This is a genomic window from Aquiflexum sp., from assembly GCF_977115555.1.
On sequence record NZ_CDSBKL010000025.1, the window covers coordinates 1 to 21,230 of the forward strand.

15 protein-coding genes are annotated in these 21,230 nt (G+C 41.3%); 11 read left to right on the forward strand and 4 right to left on the reverse strand.

Going from position 1 to position 21,230, the window contains the following annotated elements; all coding sequences use genetic code 11:
• Window positions 1-182: NUDIX domain-containing protein (locus ACZFYI_RS02945; protein ID WP_462522633.1), on the reverse strand; the 182-nt coding region annotated here is incomplete at its 3' end.
• Window positions 183-616: 434 nt separating this feature from the next.
• Between ACZFYI_RS02945 and ACZFYI_RS02950 the strand changes: the two genes are divergently transcribed.
• Window positions 617-2,719, forward strand: a complete 2,103-nt coding sequence (locus ACZFYI_RS02950) for a M28 family peptidase (RefSeq protein WP_462522634.1) — start codon at window positions 617-619, stop codon at window positions 2,717-2,719.
• A gap of 63 nt (window positions 2,720-2,782) precedes the next feature.
• Here ACZFYI_RS02950 and ACZFYI_RS02955 read toward each other — a convergent pair whose 3' ends face one another.
• From ACZFYI_RS02955 to ACZFYI_RS02965, 3 genes are read right to left on the reverse strand one after another with little or no spacing between them, the layout of a single operon-like run.
• Complete coding sequence (locus tag ACZFYI_RS02955; RefSeq protein ID WP_462522647.1) at window positions 2,783-3,952, reverse strand: THUMP domain-containing class I SAM-dependent RNA methyltransferase; 1,170 nt, start codon at window positions 3,950-3,952, stop codon at window positions 2,783-2,785.
• Between the two features lie 48 nt (window positions 3,953-4,000).
• On the reverse strand, window positions 4,001-4,834 hold the full coding sequence (locus tag ACZFYI_RS02960; protein WP_462522635.1) for a DUF4249 family protein: 834 nt from the start codon (window positions 4,832-4,834) through the stop codon (window positions 4,001-4,003).
• Window positions 4,834-7,224, reverse strand: a complete 2,391-nt coding sequence (locus tag ACZFYI_RS02965; protein ID WP_462522636.1) for a TonB-dependent receptor — start codon at window positions 7,222-7,224, stop codon at window positions 4,834-4,836. Before ACZFYI_RS02965 ends, ACZFYI_RS02960 begins: the two co-directional genes overlap by 1 nt.
• A 109-nt stretch (window positions 7,225-7,333) precedes the next feature.
• Here ACZFYI_RS02965 and ACZFYI_RS02970 point away from each other — a divergent pair, with 109 nt between their 5' ends.
• From ACZFYI_RS02970 to ACZFYI_RS03015, 10 genes are all read left to right on the forward strand, one after another.
• Window positions 7,334-8,299, forward strand: a complete 966-nt coding sequence (locus ACZFYI_RS02970; protein WP_462522637.1) for a vWA domain-containing protein — start codon at window positions 7,334-7,336, stop codon at window positions 8,297-8,299.
• 15 nt (window positions 8,300-8,314) lie between these two features.
• Complete coding sequence (locus ACZFYI_RS02975) at window positions 8,315-9,154, forward strand: tetratricopeptide repeat protein (RefSeq protein WP_462522638.1); 840 nt, start codon at window positions 8,315-8,317, stop codon at window positions 9,152-9,154.
• A 348-nt stretch (window positions 9,155-9,502) separates the two neighbouring features.
• Window positions 9,503-10,681, forward strand: coding sequence for an acetyl-CoA C-acyltransferase (locus ACZFYI_RS02980; RefSeq protein WP_462522639.1), 1,179 nt, complete (start codon window positions 9,503-9,505; stop codon window positions 10,679-10,681).
• A 138-nt stretch (window positions 10,682-10,819) separates the two neighbouring features.
• Window positions 10,820-11,923 carry a toxin-antitoxin system YwqK family antitoxin gene (locus tag ACZFYI_RS02985; protein ID WP_462522640.1) on the forward strand — a complete coding sequence of 368 codons (1,104 nt, stop codon included), beginning with the start codon at window positions 10,820-10,822 and terminating at the stop codon, window positions 11,921-11,923.
• 59 nt (window positions 11,924-11,982) lie between these two features.
• Window positions 11,983-12,918, forward strand: a complete 936-nt coding sequence (locus tag ACZFYI_RS02990; RefSeq protein ID WP_462522641.1) for a phosphoribosylaminoimidazolesuccinocarboxamide synthase — start codon at window positions 11,983-11,985, stop codon at window positions 12,916-12,918.
• Window positions 12,919-12,964: 46 nt separating this feature from the next.
• Entirely contained in the window at window positions 12,965-13,345 is a 381-nt protein-coding gene (locus ACZFYI_RS02995) for an STAS domain-containing protein (protein ID WP_462522642.1), read from the forward strand.
• Window positions 13,346-13,347: 2 nt separating this feature from the next.
• Complete coding sequence (locus ACZFYI_RS03000; RefSeq protein WP_462522643.1) at window positions 13,348-14,262, forward strand: ribonuclease Z; 915 nt, start codon at window positions 13,348-13,350, stop codon at window positions 14,260-14,262.
• A gap of 32 nt (window positions 14,263-14,294) precedes the next feature.
• Complete coding sequence (locus ACZFYI_RS03005; RefSeq protein WP_462522644.1) at window positions 14,295-15,101, forward strand: queuosine precursor transporter; 807 nt, start codon at window positions 14,295-14,297, stop codon at window positions 15,099-15,101.
• A 260-nt stretch (window positions 15,102-15,361) separates the two neighbouring features.
• A complete protein-coding gene (locus ACZFYI_RS03010; protein ID WP_462522645.1) occupies window positions 15,362-20,218 on the forward strand; it encodes a PKD domain-containing protein in 4,857 nt (1,618 codons plus the stop codon).
• Window positions 20,218-21,230: PorP/SprF family type IX secretion system membrane protein (locus tag ACZFYI_RS03015; RefSeq protein WP_462522646.1), on the forward strand; the 1,013-nt coding region annotated here is incomplete at its 3' end. The genes ACZFYI_RS03010 and ACZFYI_RS03015, both read left to right, overlap by 1 nt.

Sequence of the window (21,230 nt, forward strand, 5' to 3'; positions counted from 1 at the left end):
AACTGCCTCAAAAAAATCTTTTCCAAACCTGTCCTTTCTTGTAAAATTCGGCCTGCCCCATCATCTACAGACTCTCTTTTCCTAAGTAATCCTCCTGGTAAACTCCAATATTCAGTTTCTTTCCATTTTAGTAATAAAACTTTTAATGCCACATCATTAAATCCGAAAATGATACAGTCCAAAGACAATTGGGGGAATACCTACATATTATCAAAGTCCATATCGATAGGTCTCTTTTTTGGCATATTACTTATTTTGTTCCATCATGTACAATTTACACAATGATTTGAATTAATTTTTTTTATATTTGAAAACGATTATATTCATTTTCAAAACCGTAATTCCAGCAAAGGAAATCATCTATAAATCCAGAGAAAATTCTTTGTCCCTTATAAAAACAACAAACAACTTATAGCAATCAAACTATAAATTTTAAGATAAAATAAGCCAAATTGAACTTAAACCAAGTAAAATCCCCCTGATGTTTCGTTAGGGGGATTTTTGTTTTCCCTCGGGTACTCGATAAAACCAAATTTCAACCTTTCAACATTTAACACTGATTTCATTTTGAGGTTTGGATATATTTGCGATTAGGTGTTTTCCTAAAACAAACTCTATGAAGAAGCATTATCTACTGACATTTATTTTCGTGGGATTGACGGCTTTTCAGCTTCAGTCTCAAACCTTGGATGGTTTTTCCAAAAATTCCTCAACCAAACAACTCGACTTTGAAAAGCAATTCAAAGAAACAGTCGACTTCAGCAGGTTTAGGGTCCATTTGGAAGCCATCACTTCCGAACCTCATGTGGCAGGTACCGCAGCCAATGAGAAAGTAAAAGATTACATGGTCGAATCCATGAAAAAATCAGGTTGGGATGTCACCGTTTATCCTTACGATCTTTATTTATCAAAAGGTCCGGGAGAATCTCTCGTAGAATTGGTAACTCCCATAAGACAACCCCTCAACCAACAGGAAAACATCCTAGGCGAAGATCCATATTCTTCCAATCCAAACCTTTGGAAAGGTTGGAATGCTTTTTCAGGAAGTGGAGACGTTACAGCTGAAGTCGTATATGCCAACTATGGTACTAAAGCAGACTTTGAAAAATTAAAAGAACTTGGCATTGATATCAAAGGTAAAATAGTCCTAGCACGCTATGGAGGAAACTTCCGAGGTTACAAAGCCAAGTTTGCTGAACAAGACGGTGCTGCGGGATTGATCATTTTTACTGATCCGGCAGATGCGGGGTATATGAGAGGTCCGGTTTATCCTGAAGGTACTTTCTATGATGAAAGCTCAATCCAAAGAGGTTCTTTGCTTACAGTGGATTGGACAGGTGATGCGCTGACTCCCTTTGAACCAGCTCTTCCTCTGGATGGCAAAACAAAAATCAAAAGGCTGAAACCTGAAGAGGTAAAAGGATTACACACCATTCCTGTAACTCCCATTTCCTATGGTTCAGCAAAAGAAATCATCGGAAAGATGACAGGCAAACCTGTCCCAGCCGGTTGGCAAGGAGGTTTGCCTTTTACCTACAGACTTGAAGGCGGTAAAGAACTGACCGTCAGGCTCAAAGTTCAGCAGGAAAAAGGAATGACGCGGGCAAACAATGTCGTGGGTACACTTAAAGGTGAATTGTATCCTGATGAATGGATCATCTTAGGATGCCATTATGATGCATGGGCATTTGGTTCCACAGATCCTAACTCAGGCACTTCGATGTTGCTGAGCATGGCGGAAACCTTAGGAAAAATGGCTGAGGATGGCAAAAGACCTGCCCGGTCCATTTTGATAGCACATTGGGATGCCGAAGAACACGGCGTAATTGGTTCCACCGAATGGGTAGAACAATTCCGAGATGAATTGGGCGCAAAGGCTGTTGCTTACATTAATTTGGATGCAGCAGTATCAGGAAAGTATTTTGGAACAGCATCTTCTCCTACTTTGAAGAAAGTGATCATGGAGTCAGCAAAGCAAGTGGCTTATCCAGACTCAGCAAAGACTGTCTATGAGGTTTGGGCAGCCGGCAAAGCCGAACCAAACATCGGGAATTTGGGTGGTGGCTCCGACCACATCGCATTTTACATGCATGTGGGCATTCCTTCCATCAGTGGCGGTTCCAGTGGACCTTCTCTGTACCACACCAATTACGATGACCTCCATTTCTACAAGAAATTTGCTGATCCCACTTTCAAAATGGGCGGAACTGTAGAGCAGGTGATTGGAATCATGGCGCTAAGATTGGCAAATGCCGAGATCATTCCTTATGAGGCATCGAGGTATTCCACCGACTTGGCGACCCATTTTGAAAATGCAGAAAAAAGCGTCAAAGCCTACAACAAAGATTTTACAGGGTTTGAAAAATCGAAAGCAGCCGTAGCGGCATTAAAGACAAGTGCTGAAGCATTGGACAGTCAGATTGCTGCGGCTTTGGATACAAAGCAGTTTGATTCAAAAAAGTTACAAAGCATCAACAAAGACCTCATCGCTTTGGAAAAAAGCTTCATTGATCCAAAAGGAATGTATTATGGAAATTGGTACAGGTCACTTTATGCTTCTAATGATCCTTTCAGCGGATATGCTTCTTGGATGCTTCCGGGCATACAGTATGAAGCTGAGATAAAATCCTCTGAAAGATTGACAGAATGGGATGAGCGATACAGCAAAGCCATTTTAGACCTTAAATCAAAAATGGACGCACTACTAAAAAGTCTCTGATACACAAACAGAAAAAACCGGCCTAAGCCGGTTTTTTCTTGATTTGTAGGTGCTAAGCAGATGTTACCCAACTTTTTCCCTAGTCCCTTTATACAATTCGAATTTCAATAATCGGCAATCTATTGTTCCGTTATAGAATTCAATTTTTCTGGCTGCTCGAAGGCCCACTTTTTTGCCGAGTGAAACATTACCGGTAAAAATATAACCCATATAACCCGGACATTCTTGCTTCATAAAATCACCCATCCTTTTGTAAGTGATGGCCAAATCCTCTTCTTCACCCAACCTTTCTCCATATTCAGGATTGAAAAACACCACTCCTGAATCAGATTCAGGAACTGTAGTCTCTTCAAAATCACCTACCTCAAAATCTATCAAATCCTCCACTCCTGCCATGCTTGCATTTTCACGGCTAAAAAGAATTGCCTGCTCGCTGAGGTCACTTGCAATGATCTTTAGGTCCGGTCTTTCCTTTATTTCGCACCGTAGTTTTTCTTTTTGTGCCAAATAAAAATCCTCTTCATAGCCTTTGATGTGCATGAAAGCATAGTGGTCTCTCAGTAAGCCAGGATACCGGTTGGTAGCCATCATCGCCGCTTCAATTGCCAAAGTTCCCGAACCGCACATAGGATTTACAAAGGGACTTTGCATGTCCCAGTCTGTCGCAATAATCGTCGCCGAAGCCAAAGCTTCCAACATAGGCGCTTTGCCGGGAATCTTTCTATACCCATGTTTTGCCAATGTTTCGCCGCTTGTATTGATATAGAGATTGGCTTGTGTTTCTTTCCAAAAAAGCTGAAATACAGCTCCTTCCAAAGCCGATCCTGAATCAGGTCTGATTCCTGACTTTTCTCTGAATCTATCTACGATAGCATCTTTGATCCGTACATTCACAAAAAGTGGATTATCGACACTCTGATTGTCCACATGAGAAATCACTGAAAAATAAGAGGATTCAGAAATGTAATCTTCCCAGGGAAGTGCCTTAATCCTCCTGTAAATATCGTCAGCATGATGAAGATAAAACGACCTGATTTCATAAAGTACATGACTCGCAGTCCGCAGATGGAGGTTTAAAAAAATACAATCCGACAGAGAAGCTTCCAATTCAATAGAAGTACGTTCGGTCTTTATCGGACTGAATCCCAAATCAATAAGCTCTTTTTCAAGATAAGGTGAAAACCTGTCCTTGCATGTGACTACTACCTTTCCTTTCAATCCAAAATCTACCATAGCCACAAAGGTAAAAATATTATCCTTACTGAATCCAAAAGGAGAAAATCAAGGTTGTTCCTCGGGTATCTGTACAGTTTCGCTTAGTATTGGACTCGTCATGAAATAGCCCAAAACACTTCCCTCACCACTTCTCAACTTAATATTGGATTTAGGGTTTTGAGGAGGAGGTGAAAAAAGACCACCATCGTTAAATAACAGACTGACCAATTGGTTCAAATAATCAAAAGCACTTTTGTTCAGACGGAAAAGTTCCAAACGGATTTTATCATTTGCTTTGAATGGAAATCCTGAAAGTTCAAATCCGTCATCTAAAATGGAGGTTCCAAATGAATCGTCAAACAAAAGGTAGTCAAACCTGCTGTTTCTTAAAGTATCATTTTCAAAAATTCTGATTCTATAATTATTATCTTGAGTAAATGGGATTTTCCCATAAACCGTCAGGTAATATCCCTCTTCCCGAAAAAGCCTTTCTTCTTTGAATTCGACCACCAAACTATCCAAGATTGGGGGTTCCAATATGGTTCCTTGAGAGAAATATTCTTTGTCACCAATAAAAACGCTCAACTCATATTTCTGACCTATAATTCCCTTTATTCCGTTTTGAGGCAAGTACCTTTTATTTGATGGAGAATAAAAGAAAATGACAGCTTCACCTGAGTCTAAGTTTTTGATAATTACATCAGCATTTTCTATGACTTCATTTTCCCCTTCCTGATAATAATCCTTCGATTTTGTGATTTTCACTTGATTGATGGTGCTGTTATCAGTCCAGATAGCTTCAATGACAGGGGTAGGTTCAAGGGTTCCTAAATCTAAAACAACCTCCTCTTGACAGGATGCAAACAAAATCAGGACAGAAATTAGGATTCGGCTTTTCATCAGAATTTGAAATTATAGGTCAGTGCAGGTAAAAAAGTAAACAGGTAAGTCATAATTACCCCCGGTCTTTGGGAAACGACTTCCCCCCCATCGTTTGGATCAAAGGTAATGTCATCATTATATATGTCCGTAAACTCGAAAGTAAACGGATTCTTTCTTCCATAAAGGTTATAGACACTGAAATTCCAGCTTCCTCTCCACTTCCTTCCCTTGTCTTGGTTTTTCCAAGTAATTGAAGCATCTACTCTATGGTAATCTGGAAACCTGTCTGCATTTCGTTGATCACCATAGACAGGTACTCTCTGTGAATCGACTACATACGTCCCTTTGGGGAATGTCACAGCTTGTCCAGTGGTATACACAAATGTCAATCCTGCACTCCACCTGTCGGAAAATTCATGATTCACCACCAAATTGATGTCATGCGGTCTGTCAAATCTTGGGTTGTACCAATTGTCACTGCTGATACCTTCAATTTTCCTCCATGTTCTCGAATAGGTGTATCCAAGCCAACCGGTTGTTTTCCCAACATTTTTTCTGATCAAAAACTCTGTTCCGTAAGCATATCCCACTCCCGACAGCAATTCAGTTTCGACATTATCGGTAAATAGCACGCTGGCACCCTGCCTCAGGTCGATGACATTTTGAAAGTCTTTGTAATAAGTCTCTACCGAAACCTCCCAAGTTCCTTTTCCCAGATTCTTAAACAATCCAATAGAAACTTGATCTCCTCTCAAAGGCTCAATGTATGTTCCTGATAGAATCCACCGATCAATAGGCAGACCTGCTGAACTGTTAGAAGCTACCTGCACAAATTGATGGTTGCGGTTAAAGGCTGCTTTCAGAGAAAGATCTTCTGTAATCAGGTACCTGAAAGAAATCCGCGGCTCCAACCTTTGAAAAGCTTTCATCCTTTCCAACCTACCAAAAGTAAGGGTATCGGTCACATCTGCATCAGGGCCCGGGACTCCTCCTTCATATTGATAAAGGACTCCTTTTCCTATTTCCTGATAATGACTCAATCTAAGCCCAGCCTCTACAAGTAGTTTACTTCCAAATTCTGTCGTTCCTGAAATATAAAGGTTATTGAGCAGCCCATTTTTTTGGTTGGTATTGATATCAGTAAGATTGGACTCAGGAGCCAATTCTAGGTTGATAGGGGCAAAATGATACAATTGTCCATGGTAACCGGCTTTGACCATGGAGCTGTTACCAAAAAGCCAAGTCCAACCCAGGTTTACCCCGCTTTCAGAAAGGGAATTTGTCCAATTAAAGCCATCCTGAGGGTCGTCAAAAAGCACCTGATATCGATACTTGCTATGGTAAGCACTCAGGTCAAAGAACTTGGTAGAACTGATATTTCTGTTCCAATTGAATGAGGAGATGAAGTTGTTCCAACCCAAGCCAAACTGTCCTGAAAGCCCCAAAAAGTCTGATCCAAAGTATGAGGAAAATGAAATTTTGTCTTTTTCGCCAAGTTTGAAAGTGAACTTTCCACTGAGGTCATAAAAATAAAGCTGATTGTTTTGGATATCTTCGTTGTTTGAAAGTTTTAAAAAAAAATCAGCATATGTCCTTCTTCCCGAAACTACAAAAGATGATTTGTCAGAAAAAAGTGGACCATCAAGAGTCAACCTTGAACTGATGGTACCAATACCGCCTTCTCCCCTGATCTTCTGAAAATTTCCTTCTCTCATCGACACATCAATCACAGAAGATACCCTTCCTCCCAATTCAGCAGGGATATTCCCTTTGTAAAACTCAATGTCTGACAAGGCATCCGGATTGAATACAGAGAAAAACCCAAAAAAATGTGATGGATTATAAACAGGAGCTCCGTCAAGATTGATGAGGTTTTGGTCAGCAGAGCCACCCCGTACAAACAAACCCGTTGTTCCTTCACCGGCAGTCTGTACTCCAGGCAAAAGCTGTAAACTCCTCAGGATATCCACCTCCCCAAACAGAGCAGGGATGTTTTTTATTGTTTCGATGGGAACAACCGATTTGCCCATTTCAATTCCTTTCACATTTTGTTCTGGATTGACATCCCTGATAATGATTTCTTCCAGTGAAAGCTCTTCCGGCTTAAGGTAAAACTTCACCGGCTTTTCTATGTCTTTGACAGTGAGAATCCTGATTGATTCGGAATAGCCTATAAATGAGATGACAAGTTTTGCAGGTAATGGTACTACAGCCAAGGTGAATTCCCCATTGATATCAGAAACGACACCTTTCTGAGGTGCTGATTCCCAATAAATATTAGCTCCGGGCAATGGTGTATTTCCTTCAATTTCATATACCGTTCCATTGATAAAATTCTGTTCCTGAGAATAAAGAAAGGTAGATCCTAGAAATAAAAAAAGGATAAGCGTAAGAGGCAAAAACTTCATGGAGAAAATTTGGTTTGAAAGGATAACGTATTTTGGCCTTCAGGTGTTGAAATTTAGGTCAATAATTTCTTTTCCTTTTCTTTTCATCAATATTTTATAATTTCAGGGCATGATTTGGGCATACCCTGACGAAAGATTGATTTATATATTGGCCATCATTTTTGGCTTTTTGTATTTGGTATATTTATACCGTTTCTATTTGATCAACAAAAAACTTATGGTTCAAAAACATAGGTTGTTTTTGAAACTTTTGTTGAGGCTTTCCTATTTTATTCTCTTTTTGATTGCAATGGCAGGACCATCTATAGGCACTTCAATGAAAGAAATTAAAGAAGAGGGCAAAGATATTTTTATAGCCATCGATCTTTCCCAATCCATGAATGCTACCGATATAGGACCCAGCAGAATCCAAAGGATAAAATTTGAACTAAAAAATCTTGTTAAAAACTTTATCGGAGATCGGATAGGATTGATTATTTTCAGTTCAGAAGCTTTTATCCAATGTCCTCTGACATTTGACCAAAACGTACTTCAACTTCACCTTGACGGTTTGAATACAGGCTTGGTTCCCAATCAGGGAACGGATATCAGTGCGCCTTTGAATATGGCACTGAATAAATTTGACCTTGAAGAATCTGCCGAAGCCAATTCCAAATCGATAGTTCTGATTTCTGACGGAGAAGATTTTGGCGATGATTTCCAAGACATTACTGCACAGTTGAGTGACAAAGGCATCAAAGTTTTCTCTTTGGGCGTTGGAACAAGTCAGGGAAGCAATATTCCCAAGGGAAGTGGAAAAATCATAGATCCAAATACCAACCTCCCGGCAATCAGCCGACTTGAATCCGGGAATCTCAAATTGATCGCTTCTCAGACAAATGGTTCTTATTTTGAACTCAGTGATGATGTACAGGAAATACCTAACCTCATCGCGGCATTGGAAAGGCAAGAAGCCACTGTCACAGGATCGAGAATGGTGGAAGCTTCTGCCAATAAGTATTTTTATTTTCTGTTAATTGCATTGGGATTGGCGCTTTTAGATCTGATGCTGCCATTTAAAACCATCAAATTGTAAAAACGTGTAACAAACATGATGACATCAATACGGGTTTTCTTTTTATCGATTTTGATGATTACCTCCAATTGGAATGAGGTCAGCAAAAGAAATGCAGCCATCAAAGCCGCTACGAAAAGCTACGAAGAAACCGACTATGAAGCATCCATCACCAATCACCTTAGACTAGTCAGTGAGTATAATCTCAGTACACCGAATGTCACTTATGACCTTGCACTCAGTCAGCATTATGGTGGACAATTGGAACAGGCCGGACTAACCTATCAGAGTCTCTACCAATCCCCTGACAAAAACATCGCTTCCTTTGCTTACAACCAAAACGGAATCATCCTAGGAGAGCAAAAAAAATACGATGAAGCGCTTGAAGGCTTCAAAATGGCATTGATCAAAAATCCTCTCAATGAATCAGCAAGGTACAATTATGAATTGCTGAGCAGGTGGCTACAACAAAATCCAGAACAGCAGGAACAACAAAAGCAAGATCAGGAAGAACAGGAAAAACAAGAAGAGCAGGAAAAACAGGAACAGGATAAAAAATCTGAAGAGAAAAAGGACGGCGAAGGGGAAGAGCAAACTGAAGAAGATGAAGCCACAGAGTCTCAGAAAAAAGACGACAAACAAGGTGAAAAATCTCAGGAAGAAAAAGATTGTGAGGAAGCAAGTGACATAGAAAGCGACCTCAGTGATAGAGAAAAAGCTTTAGAAAAAGTCAAAGAAAAGCTTCAGGAAATGAACCTATCACCGGAGCAGGCCGCTCAAATCCTTGAAGCCATGAATGCCGCTGAATTGCGCTACATACAGCAAAACAAGAAAAAACCTACTAAAAAACCCCAGAGAGGATTGCCGGAATGGTAAGGGAAGTTTGGTGGTTTGGAAGTGGTAAATTAGGAAGTGGGAAGTTCGAAGTAACTAGTAAGAGGTAAAAAGTAAAAGGTGAAAATTGCGAATCTAAGTCTAGAACCTTTACCTATCTATTCTGAATAGTAACCCTCGGTTTTCTAAACGAAGTTAAAGGTCTTGAATCTTGTGTCATTTACCTCCTGTCTATTTGGGTCCATGAGCGAAGTCGAAGGGTTTGGATCTTGATTCTTGTCTCTCGCTTCTCGGCTCTTGTTTCTCTGCTCTGAAGTCTTTTGTCTCAAATCTCACATTTTGTGTCTCATATCTCAAGTCTCATATCTCAAGTCTTAAAATATAAACCCAATGAAAGAAGTCTATATCGTATCCGCAGTAAGAACCCCTTTGGGAAGTTTTGGAGGCAAATTATCTAGTCTGACAGCTGTCGAACTAGGTAGCATTGCCATCAAAGGTGCACTCAAAAAAGCAGGAGTTGATCCGAGTGAAGTACAGGAAGTGATGATGGGCAATGTAATTTCCGCCAATCTTGGTCAGGCACCTGCCCGTCAGGCTGCTATTGGAGCAGGGTTGGGATACAATGTCCCCTGCACCACAGTCAATAAAGTCTGCGCTTCCGGCATGAAAGCAGTGATGTTTGCAGCACAGTCCATCATGACTGGGCAAAATGACCTAGTAGTGGCAGGAGGAATGGAAAGCATGTCCAATGTTCCCTATTACATCCCAAAAGGAAGATTTGGCTACAAATATGGAAATGCAGAACTCGTGGACGGCCTTGTCAAAGACGGTTTGTTTGAAGCTTATTATAAATTCCCAATGGGAAATTGCGCAGACAATACCGCCAAAGAAATGAACATTAGCCGTGAAGAGCAGGACAACTATGCCATCCAATCCTATACCCGCTCTGCGGAAGCCTGGAAATCCGGAGCTTTCAAAGACGAGGTAATCCCGGTAGAAATCGCAGGAAGAAAAGGCGAAACGATCACCATCGATGAGGATGAGGAATTTAAAAATGTCATGTTTGAGAAAATCCCATCACTTAGGCCTGTTTTTGAAAAAGACGGAACAGTTACCGCTGCCAATGCATCCACTATGAATGATGGCGCTTCGGCATTGGTTTTGGCTAGCAAAGAAAAAGTCGAGGAACTCGGATTGACACCAATAGCAAAAATCAGAGGCTTTGCAGATGCGGCCCAAGATCCACTTTGGTTTACTACTGCTCCGGCATTGGCCATTCCAAAAGCAATCAAAAATGCAGGCTTGACAGCAGAAGAAGTGGATTTCTATGAAATCAATGAAGCATTTGCTGCTGTTGCTATTGCCAATCAACGCGAACTTCATCTAGACAATGATAAACTGAACGTGTTTGGCGGGGCTGTATCATTAGGACATCCGCTCGGTGCATCAGGTGCCAGAATCATCACCACACTCCATTCTGTCTTGGACCAAAAGAAAGGCAAAATCGGTGTGGCAGGAATCTGCAACGGTGGGGGCGGTGCTTCTGCCATTGTCATCGAAAAATTGTAATCATATCGGGGATAAAGGTTCAATCCTTTATCCCCTAATTTTTTCATTTCCTTAAAGTCAACAAATTCAACAATGTCTTCACCCATTACCTTCATTCATAATCTTCGATTACCAATCAGATCAATAAAAATCTCCTTGATGCTATTTTTCGGGATTGGCTTTATTGCGCCGGTTTTTTCCCAAGAATTGGTAAAAGTATATTACGATGAGGATAAAAAAATATTGAAAGAAGAATACTATACGGTAGGTGGAGTTCCTCAAGGCGAATTCAAACTTTACCTCTCCACCGGTGAATTGGCACAAACCGGACAATTGAAAGACGGTAAGAAAGAGGGATTGTTTATCGATTGGTATCCGGAGACAGGAGACACACTTAGGAAAGTAAATTATATCAACAACCAAAAGCAGGGCAAATCCATCAACTATTTTCCTTCGGGAAAAATCTCCCAAGAAGTGAACTATGTGGATAATAAAATCGAGGGGGAAATCATCTCCTACTTTGAAGAAGGGACTGTCAAGCAGAAGTCATCTTTCAAAAATGACAAGCCAAATGGTTGGACTTTGGTATTCGTCGAAGAATTACCCGGATCTATATCGGAAAAGATTTTTTTCAATGAAGGGGTCATCGAAATCCGTGAAAATTTTCATGAAGACCAAATCACCAACAGGTCATCTTACAAAGACGGAAAATTAAACGGACTCCAATTCACTTATTACCCAGAAGAAGTCGTCTCTTCCAAAATAAATTACAAAGACGGCATTCAGGAAGGTGAAGCAATTTTTTACTTTGAAAACGGTCAGATCGCCAAAAAGGGAAGTTACAAAAAAGGAATCCCGACAGGTAAGTTTGAAAGTTTTTATGAAAGCGGAAAAATCGAAAAAGAAGTCAATTACAAAAATGGAAATATTACCGGCAAGGCAGTCAGTTACTTTGAAAATGGAAAAACTGCGGAAGTAACCACTTTCAATTCTTACGGTGATATTGTCCAACTTTTAGGCTTCCATGAAAATGGCCAAAAAGAAAGGACAATCAATTTCAGGAATGGACTCGAGGAAGGAGAAGTGCTGATTTACCATTCAAATGGCCAATTGAAAGAATCCATTTTCTACAGACTAGGAAAACCTCACGGGATTCAAAAAATATTTGATGAAAATGGGACCCTGATATCAGAACGGATTTTTAAAGAAGGAAAGCCCGTTGAACAGACTGACAAAGAAAAAGATGAAAAACCCAATAATTAATCAGGTGCAAATCCCGTATAAACCCATCTTTTTCTAATTTTGCTGAATAGACAAATAAAATGGAAACAGGAATTAAGGAAACCCATTTCACTTTCCCCAATCAGGTGGGATTCTACAAGGGAAAAGTTAGAGATGTTTATATTTTTGAAGACCAATTGGCCATCGTGGCCACCGACAGGATTTCTGCTTTTGATGTTGTATTGCCCAAGCCCATCCCTTTTAAAGGGCAGGTTTTGAATCAGATTGCAGCCCGTTTTTTAAAAGCCACTTCTGATTTGGTCCCAAATTGGGTGACCGCAACGCCACATCCATATGTGACAATTGGAAAAAAATGCGAGCCATTTAAAGTTGAAATGGTCATCCGGGGATACCTTGCAGGTCATGCGGCTAGGGAATATAAAGCCGGGAAAAGAAGCGTCTGCGGTGTTTCCCTTCCTGAAGGATTGAAAGAAAACGACAAACTCCCCCACCCCATCATCACCCCGACCACCAAAGCATCAGAAGGTCATGATGAGGATATTTCCAAAGAGGAAATCCTGGCGCAAGGAATCGTCAGTCCTGAGGAATACGAAATATTGGAAAAATACACCCATGCACTTTTTGCAAAAGGAAGTGAAATGGCCAAAGAAATGGGTTTGATTTTGGTAGACACCAAATATGAATTTGGAAAATACGGAGATCAAATTCTCCTTATTGACGAAATCCATACCCCGGATTCTTCAAGGTATTTCTATGCCGACAAGTATGAAGAATACCAAAATGCAGGATTGGCACAAAAGCAATTGTCAAAGGAATTTGTGAGACAATGGTTGATCGCCAACGGTTTTCAAGGCAAAGAGGGCCAATCTGTGCCTGATATGAAGGATGAATTTATAGGTGAAATCTCTAACAGGTACATCGAACTCTATGAAAATATTGTAGGTGAGCCATTTGTCAAATCTGCTTACACAGATTTGGAAGGAAGTATAGAAAAAGCCATATTGGAAAATATTTAATTAACAAAACCGTTCTCTTTTGAAGGACAAAATTCAAAAATTTAATATGAAATATTCAGTAGATAAAAAAGAACAGTACGTAATTTTCACCCCATTGGAAGAAAAGCTGGATTCAGCACTATCCCCAAAACTAAAATCGGAGCTCCTGACCGTTCAGGCTGAAGGTTATAACAATTTGGTCATTGACATGGCCAACGTGAAATACGCAGATTCTAGCGGATTGAGTGCGCTTTTGGTAGGAAATAGAGAGTTTGGCAGAAATGGCGGAATCTTTATCATTGCTTCGCCTCAGGACCACGTGATGAAATTGATTAAACTTTCCATGCTGGATAAGGTTTTCATCATTGTAGATACGATTGAAGAAGCTGCTGAAGCTATCTTTATCCATGAAATAGAAAGTAAAGAACAAGAAGAAGAGGAAGATTAATTTTGGAATTTGAAGTCACTATTCTCGGATCCAATTCCGCCATTCCTGCCCACGGAAGAAATCAGACATCCCAACTGGTATCCGTGGGCAATTCATTTTTATTGATTGATTGTGGGGAAGGAACCCAAATCCAGCTTCGAAAATACAAACTCAAGTTTGGAAGGATTGACTTTATTTTTATCTCCCATCTTCATGGTGACCACTTTTATGGTCTGATGGGATTGATTTCAAGTTTCCATTTGGTCAAAAGGGAAAGGTTATTGACCATCTTTGGACCAAGTGGACTGGACGAAATCATTACCACCCAACTCAAATACACCAATACAAAATTAAGCTTTCCTTTACGTTTTGTGGCAACCAAAGCAGAAGGGAAAAACCTGATTTTAGAAGAACCTATGTTTAGGGTTTATACATTTCCATTGCAACACAGGATTCCTTGTACCGGCTTTTTGATAGAGGAAAAGCCAGGTCTCAGAAATATGGTCAAAGAAAAATTGGCAAAAAACAAAATACCCATCGAAGCCATTGTATCCCTGCGGGAAGGAAATGATTTTGTTGGCCCTGACGGCAATATCCTATACAAAGTCGAAGAATACACCTATCCGGCAAGACAATCCAAAAAATATGCTTATTGTTCTGATACCATCTTTGACCCGAGTCTGGTTGACTATATCAATGAAGTCGATTTGCTGTACCATGAGTCAACTTTCGGCGATGATGAAACCGAAAGAGCCGGTACTACTTTCCATAGTACCTCCCGACAGGCGGGCATCATAGCCATGAAAGCCAATGCGGACAAATTGCTTTTGGGTCATTATTCCTCTCGATATAAAGACCTCAGCCCGATTTTGGATCAGGCAAAGGAAGTTTTTGAAAACAGTTATCTTAGTGAAGAAGGAGTAACCTATTCGATTTAACCTAAACACCCCAAAAATATCACCACATCTATATGGGAAATGCCCTCGAACAAAAGACTTTTCAATCCAAAAAAACCAACTTATTCATCATACTCAGTGGTATTTTCCTGACCAATGCAATTTTGGCTGAAATAATCGGTGTCAAAATCTTCTCAGGGGAAATGACATTGGGAATCGAACCTGCAGGATGGAGGATTTTTGGAGACTATATACTTGATTTCAACCTCACTGCTGGGGCAGTCATATGGCCTATAGTATTTATCACCACTGACATCATCAACGAATATTTTGGCAAAAAAGGAGTCAGAAAAATCAGCTTTATTACCGCATTTTTTATAGCATATATTTTCATAGTGATCTCTGTGGTCACGGTACTTCCTCCCGCAGCATTTTGGCTGGAAGTCAACACTCCTGATGCTGAAGGCAATCCTTTCAACATTAACAATGCCTTCAATATGATTTTCAGGCAAGGTTTGGGAATCATCATCGGTTCACTGACTGCTTTTCTATTGGGACAGCTGATAGATGTGTATGTTTTCCAAAAACTCAGAAAAATAACCGGTTCCAAAATGATTTGGCTCAGAGCAACCGGATCTACTTTGGTTTCCCAATTGATAGATTCATTCGTTGTTTTGGTAATCGCTTTTTATGTTTTTGGGAACTGGAGTTGGGCACAAGTGGCTTCAGTAGCTATTATCAATTACGTCTACAAATTCAGTGTTGCCATCCTGCTAACTCCCCTACTCTATGTGGGCCATTATTTTATAGACCGATATTTAGGAAAAGATGCTGCCGAAAAAATGATCCAAGAAGCATCTCATGACACATCATTTTTATAGATTTTGCGACTATTTTCAAGTTAGACCTGAAAGCAGGATTTGAAAAAGACTTTCATGTTGGAAATTTTAAATGGAATTTAGGGTATGGTAATTTAATTTTTGAGATACATTAAGTATATTCCGCAAAAGTTTGTATGTATAGTACATTTTTATTTGTTGTTGAATAAATGATCCCCTTTAAAAAGCTTTTCGCCCTAACTTATTTAACCTTATTTTTTTTGGTCGGTGGAGTAAGTGGCATGTTGATTTTCTCAAGCAAAATGGATCCATTTTTCCCCAAGACTTACCAAAACGGAAATACTTTTGACAATCCTATTGCTGATTTCACAATCAACCAAGAGGACTTTTGTGCCTCTTCACCTGTAGTTTTCACCAATACCTCAACTGGCTCCCAATTGACTTATGACTGGAAGTTCGGTGACGGCCGCGGTTCAACTTTGGAATCTCCGGAGCACATTTATGACAATGCTGTAGGTACAGGAACCCAGTCATATGTTGTTTCCCTAACGGTTACAGATTCACTCGGCATCACGGATACCAAAACCCAAACCATCAACCTCCAACAAATTCCATCCACTACAGTCGTCAGTGACCGCTTTGATTCTGATTTCGACAACCTCCCATTTTTTATTGTCTGTGACAATGAACAGTCTGCCTTTACCTTCTTCAACAATTCAGCTACCAAAGAAACAAACGTGTCTTACACCATAGAATGGGGGGACGGATCGGATCCATTTGAGGCTGAAGATTGGGATGAGGTCTCACATGATTATCCCATCGGGGTATTTTACCTGGAGTATACTGTCGTAGGTGGAAACGGCTGTTCAATCACGAAACGGATAGGAGTATTTATCGGGTCAAATCCTGCTGTAGGTTTTGGGAATCCGGGCAATACCAATATCTGTTCGGGCGAAGCATTGACTTTCCCAATCACCGGAACTGAAAACAATCCATCCGGGACTGTATACACCGTCACCTTCTCAGATGGATCCGAACCTCAGATTTTCAACCATCCCCCCCCTCCTTCCGTCAGCCATATTTTCACAGAAACTTCCTGTGGAAAATCCGGGGGACAGGGATTTCCAAATTCATTTTCAGCCACCATTTTAGCAGAAAACCCCTGCTCAAAATCTTCCGCACAAGTTGTCCCTATTTATGTCACCGAAAAACCAGAACCCATTATCGGGATTACAGACTCCGTGTTTTGCGAAAACACTTTCTTCAATATTGAAAATCTGACCCTATATGGAAATGAAGCAAACAACAGTGGTGAATGTACCAATATCGGTAAGTTTGTCTGGGAAATCAGCCCAGCTACAGGTTGGGAATTGAGTCCGGGAAACACCTTAGGATCAAGACCTAATCCCAACATCCCCAATTCATGGCTAAACGGATCTATGATTCTGACACCGAGATTCACTGAACCGGGAATATACACCATCAAGCTGATCTCGGGTAACCGCTGTGGCATAGAAGAAACCACAAGGACTATTTGTATCATTCCTGAACCCATACCTGCATTTGAAGTGGATATACTTGAAGCTTGTGGACCTGTTGTGGTGAGGACTACCAATACCTCAAATATCCTTGAAACCTGTGCTGCACCTGAAAATTTCCTGACTTGGTCCGTTTCAATCCAAGGAAATGAATGCAGCACTACTGACACATGGTCATTTTTAGAGGGAACCGGCCCCAATTCCATCAACCCGGTATTTGAATTTACAAGTCCCGGAAATTACCTGATCACGCAAACACTGAATACTCCATGTGGCGTTTTTTCAGATTGGGAAACAGTCTCGGTATTTGCACCCCCTTTGATTTCTATTGCTGATATTCCCGATGCATGCGGTGAACTCACCCTCAATCCTGTAGCTGATGTCTCTTCTTGCGGTACAGATGCGACAATTTTCAAGTGGACATTTGATGGAGGAATCCCCGCTACTGCCAGTACCCTTGATCCCGGAGCTATCACCTTTAGTACGCCCGGAACAAAAATTATCACCTTAGAAGTCACGAATTCTTGCGGGACTGTTCAAGAATCCATACAGTTTGAGCTCAATCCATTACCTGTTGTGGATGCGGGAGAAGATCAAAGTGTCTGCAAAGGAGAATCAATTCTTTTAGAGGCGGAAGCCTCACCCGAGGGGAATTATGCTTATTCCTGGACTGCAAATCCAATAAGCTCAATCGAGAATGCAAACACAAAAACCCCAATCATCAAACCTGACACAACTACCACCTATACTGTGCAGGTAAGAAACATAGATACCGGATGTGTTGATTTTGACGAAGTAGTCATCACTGTGATCCCTGCGCCGGTTGTAGTATTTTCTATTCCTGATCAGGAAATCTGCTCAGGGGAAACCACACTCCCCGTAACCCTCCTTTCTGATCCATTGGGTTTTGGTATCGAATGGACTGCACAAAGCAATGGGGTCGATGGTGTAATTGAAAGCGGATCCGACCTTATTCCATCGCAAACTTTAACAAATACTACAAACAACCCGATAGAGGTGATATTCTCAGCTAAAATCGTAGCAGAAGATCTCGGCGCATGTGAAGCAGTCATAGCAGTTTACAAAATCACTGTCAACCCCGAACCTGTTTACCTAGATGAAACATTGGAAATCTGTAGTGGTACAGTTTTGGATTTTACCCCTGAAGGATTGGTTCCCGGTTCTCTTTTCACCTGGACTGTAAATCCTGTTCCCGGAATATCAGGTGCGGAGGCTTCGACTGTTTCTAGTCTTTCCATTGAAAATCTCCTTGTCAACAGTACCAACGGACCCATTAACCTCCTTTATCAAATCACACCATTTTTGGGAACTTGTCCTGGAAGGCCGTTTTCATTGATAGTCACGGTACAGCCTTCACCGGGTATCAGTTTTTCTGTTCCTGATCAGAATCTATGTACAGGTACATCCAGTGAAGAAGTTTTGATTTCAAGTGCTGTCCCTGGGGCGACTTTCTCTTGGACTGCTTCCGCAAATGGAGTGGAAGGCGTTTCCCTTTCAGGTGAAGGCAATACCATTCCTGTTCAAAACCTCATCAACCCTACTGCCAATCCGATTACAGTAGAATACCAGGTCACCGCCTTTACAGGTTCACTAGAATCCTGTTCCGGTATCCCACAGGTATATACCATCACTGTCAATCCTTCCATCAGCCTGATTGAAGAAGTGTCTGACTTTTCAGGTTTCGGAATCAGCTGTTTTGGTGCCAATGATGGAAGAATTTCAGTCATTCCTACAGGAGGCAATGGGAATTTTACATTTTCTTGGATAGGCCCCGGAGGCTTTTCTTCTGATGCCCAGATTATTGAAAACTTAACTCCAGGCAACTATGAACTTTTGATAGAAGATGAATTTGGCTGTAGTATTTCCAATACCTATACACTTACAGAACCAGAAGTTTTGCAGGTTTCTTTGGTCGAAAAAACAGATGTTTTTTGTACCGGAGACGACACCGGACGAATTGAAGTAGCTGTTTCAGGAGGCGTAGAGGAAGATGGGTATCAGTTCAATTGGACCAAAGACGGTCAGATCTACGAAGCAGATGGACCTGTCCTCGAAGATTTGCTCGCGGGAACTTATGTGCTTACTCTTATTGACAACAACAACTGTACAGTAACCACAGGACCGATTGAAATCAATGAACCGGAGTCGCGCCTTGAAATCCAGATAACCAAAAGAGACATTTCCTGCTTCGAAGCTTTTGATGGATTGATTGACCTTACGGTGGTCGGGGGTGTTGCTCCTTATGACATTGACTGGGATTTTGGATCCAAACTTACTTCTTTTGAGAATGTGGGTCCCGGTACATATACGGTAACTGTTTCCGATCAGGCAGGCTGCATATTGACGGAGTCTGTCAGTATCGTGGACGCACCTGTTTTCAAAATCAATTCTGAGGTGAAGCAAATCACCTGCTTTGGAAATGACGATGGCGCCATTGACCTGAATATCGAAGGTGGAACAGAAGGTGTCAATATCAGATGGGACAATGGACAGGAATTACCAAGCCTTTTTAACCTTGGCCCGGGTACTTATGGTGTAACCCTGACCAAATTTGGCATCTGCCCTATCAGGAGGGAGTTTACCATCATTCAGCCGGATCAATTGGCTATAGAATCCACAGTGACGGATGCCTTGGATTGTGAAAATCCCCAAAGCGGAAGCATCCTAGTAAATGTAGCAGGTGGAAGTCCACCATTTACTTTCAGATGGAGCAACGGAAGTACGGAGCAAAACTTGCTGAACCTTTCTTCAGGTCCTTATGCAGTAGAAATTCTTGATGCCAATGGATGTGTGACCAAAAGGGAATTTATCATCAAGAGACCGGTTCCTATTGAAGTCTCGACGGTAAGAAATACACTGGTGGTTTGTGAGCCTAGAGAAATCAGAGAAGAATTTAATATTGCTATAAGCGGTGGTGTACCTCCCTATTCAATCAATTGGTCAGGTGGCGATGTCAGCCAAGATGGTTTAAAAATGTCTACCAGCAGGTCAGGCCTGTTTATCCTCAGCATTACCGATGGCACAGGCTGTGAATACAGGGAATCTTTCGAAGTAGAGAATACGAATGTTGTCATTGATGCTTCAATTCAATCGGTGGGATACGACCAAAATGGATCCTTCCTGGTCGGAATTCCTATCAATTTCGAAAACAAATCCATAGGCAATATCATCTCTTATTTCTGGGATTTTGGCGACGGTAACACGAGTTCGGAAACCAACCCAACCCATATCTACCAAAAAGGCGGAAAATTTGTCATCATACTACAGGCGATTGATGAAAACGGCTGTATACTCGAAATCCAAAGGGAAATCGAGGTCACGGACTTTTTCTTGGTGGTTCCCAATGTATTCTCTCCAAACGGTGACGGCATCAATGACTATTTCTTTCCAAAATTTATCAACGTCACCAAACTGGAGTTCTGGATTCTAAACAAATGGGGAGAAACCATTTTCTATACCGAGGACATCAACTCACAAGGATGGGATGGGAAAGTCTCCGGAGAGTACGCCATGCCGGGCAATTACGTATACAGGCTCAAATTTGAAACGGTGGATGGTCGGGTTGAAACGCAAACGGAGGTCTTCCTCTTACTGAAATGATGAAAAAAAGAATCATTATCGGACTATTTTTACTCTTTGCCTACCTTCAGGTTTCGGCACAGGATTTCCATTTTTCGCAGTTTTATGCCTCACCCCTCAACCTCAACCCAGCCCTTACAGGTTCTACAGAGCTGAGCCGAGTCGGGGTCAACTACAGGAAACAATGGCCTGGATTGAATTATGATTTCAATGCCTACTCAGCCTATTTTGACCACTATAGCTTTGACTTGAACAGCGGAATTGGTATCATGGTCAACAGCTTTCAGGAATCCAATATGCAGATCAATACCACGGACGTTTCTCTGCTATACAGTTACAACTTGCAGGTAGCCGATACTTGGAACTTCAGGTTTGGAGGTCAGGCCGCATGGGTCAGAAGAAGTGCACAGCTCGACAACCTGGTCTTTGGCGATCAGGTGGATCTTTTCAACCGGACAGTAAACCAAACCACCATAGATCAGATTCCGGAATTTGAACCAAATGGCTACCTGGATCTTTCCTTTGGAGCATTGGTGAACAACGAATACTTTTGGCTGGGTGGATCAGCGCACCATGTCAACAGGCCAAGCTTAAGTTTTTTCCCTGACAATGAAGCTGGCTTCTTGCCTATGAAATGGAGCTTCCATGGAGGCGTCAATTTTCCCTTGGGCACTAGCAATTATTTCGGATCAAAATTTGACAACCAAGTATCAATCCTCGCAAACTACAAAAACCAAAACCCCTTCCAGCAATTGGATATTGGGGTACAGATGCTCTATGGCAATGTGATCGGAGGTCTGAGCTTTAGGGGAATCCCCGGTGTCCGCGACCTACCCAATCAGGATTCTGTGATTTTCTTATTAGGCGTCAACCTAGACAACGGAATGGTGATCGGTTATAGCTATGATTTTATGATTTCAAAAATCGGTTTCCAGACCCAAGGAGCCCATGAAGTGTCCTTCCGCTACCAATTTCTGATGGGTGATCCCAAATCCCGAAACCAAAAAAGCAGGGTTTTGAAGTGCTTTAATTT

Bases quoted from the DNA above. Each gene is read 5' to 3' on its own strand.
- ACZFYI_RS02975 (WP_462522638.1), top strand. From the start codon at position 8,315: ATGATGACATCAATACGGGTTTTCTTTTTATCGATTTTGATGATTACC.
- ACZFYI_RS03010 (WP_462522645.1), top strand. From the start codon at position 15,362: ATGGATCCATTTTTCCCCAAGACTTACCAAAACGGAAATACTTTTGAC.
- ACZFYI_RS02980 (WP_462522639.1), top strand. From the start codon at position 9,503: ATGAAAGAAGTCTATATCGTATCCGCAGTAAGAACCCCTTTGGGAAGT.
- ACZFYI_RS03005 (WP_462522644.1), top strand. From the start codon at position 14,295: ATGGGAAATGCCCTCGAACAAAAGACTTTTCAATCCAAAAAAACCAAC.
- ACZFYI_RS02990 (WP_462522641.1), top strand. From the start codon at position 11,983: ATGGAAACAGGAATTAAGGAAACCCATTTCACTTTCCCCAATCAGGTG.
- ACZFYI_RS02955 (WP_462522647.1), bottom strand. From the start codon at position 3,952: ATGGTAGATTTTGGATTGAAAGGAAAGGTAGTAGTCACATGCAAGGAC.
- ACZFYI_RS02960 (WP_462522635.1), bottom strand. From the start codon at position 4,834: ATGAAAAGCCGAATCCTAATTTCTGTCCTGATTTTGTTTGCATCCTGT.
- ACZFYI_RS02965 (WP_462522636.1), bottom strand. From the start codon at position 7,224: ATGAAGTTTTTGCCTCTTACGCTTATCCTTTTTTTATTTCTAGGATCT.
- ACZFYI_RS02950 (WP_462522634.1), top strand. From the start codon at position 617: ATGAAGAAGCATTATCTACTGACATTTATTTTCGTGGGATTGACGGCT.
- ACZFYI_RS02995 (WP_462522642.1), top strand. From the start codon at position 12,965: ATGAAATATTCAGTAGATAAAAAAGAACAGTACGTAATTTTCACCCCA.
- ACZFYI_RS02985 (WP_462522640.1), top strand. From the start codon at position 10,820: ATGCTATTTTTCGGGATTGGCTTTATTGCGCCGGTTTTTTCCCAAGAA.
- ACZFYI_RS02970 (WP_462522637.1), top strand. From the start codon at position 7,334: ATGATTTGGGCATACCCTGACGAAAGATTGATTTATATATTGGCCATC.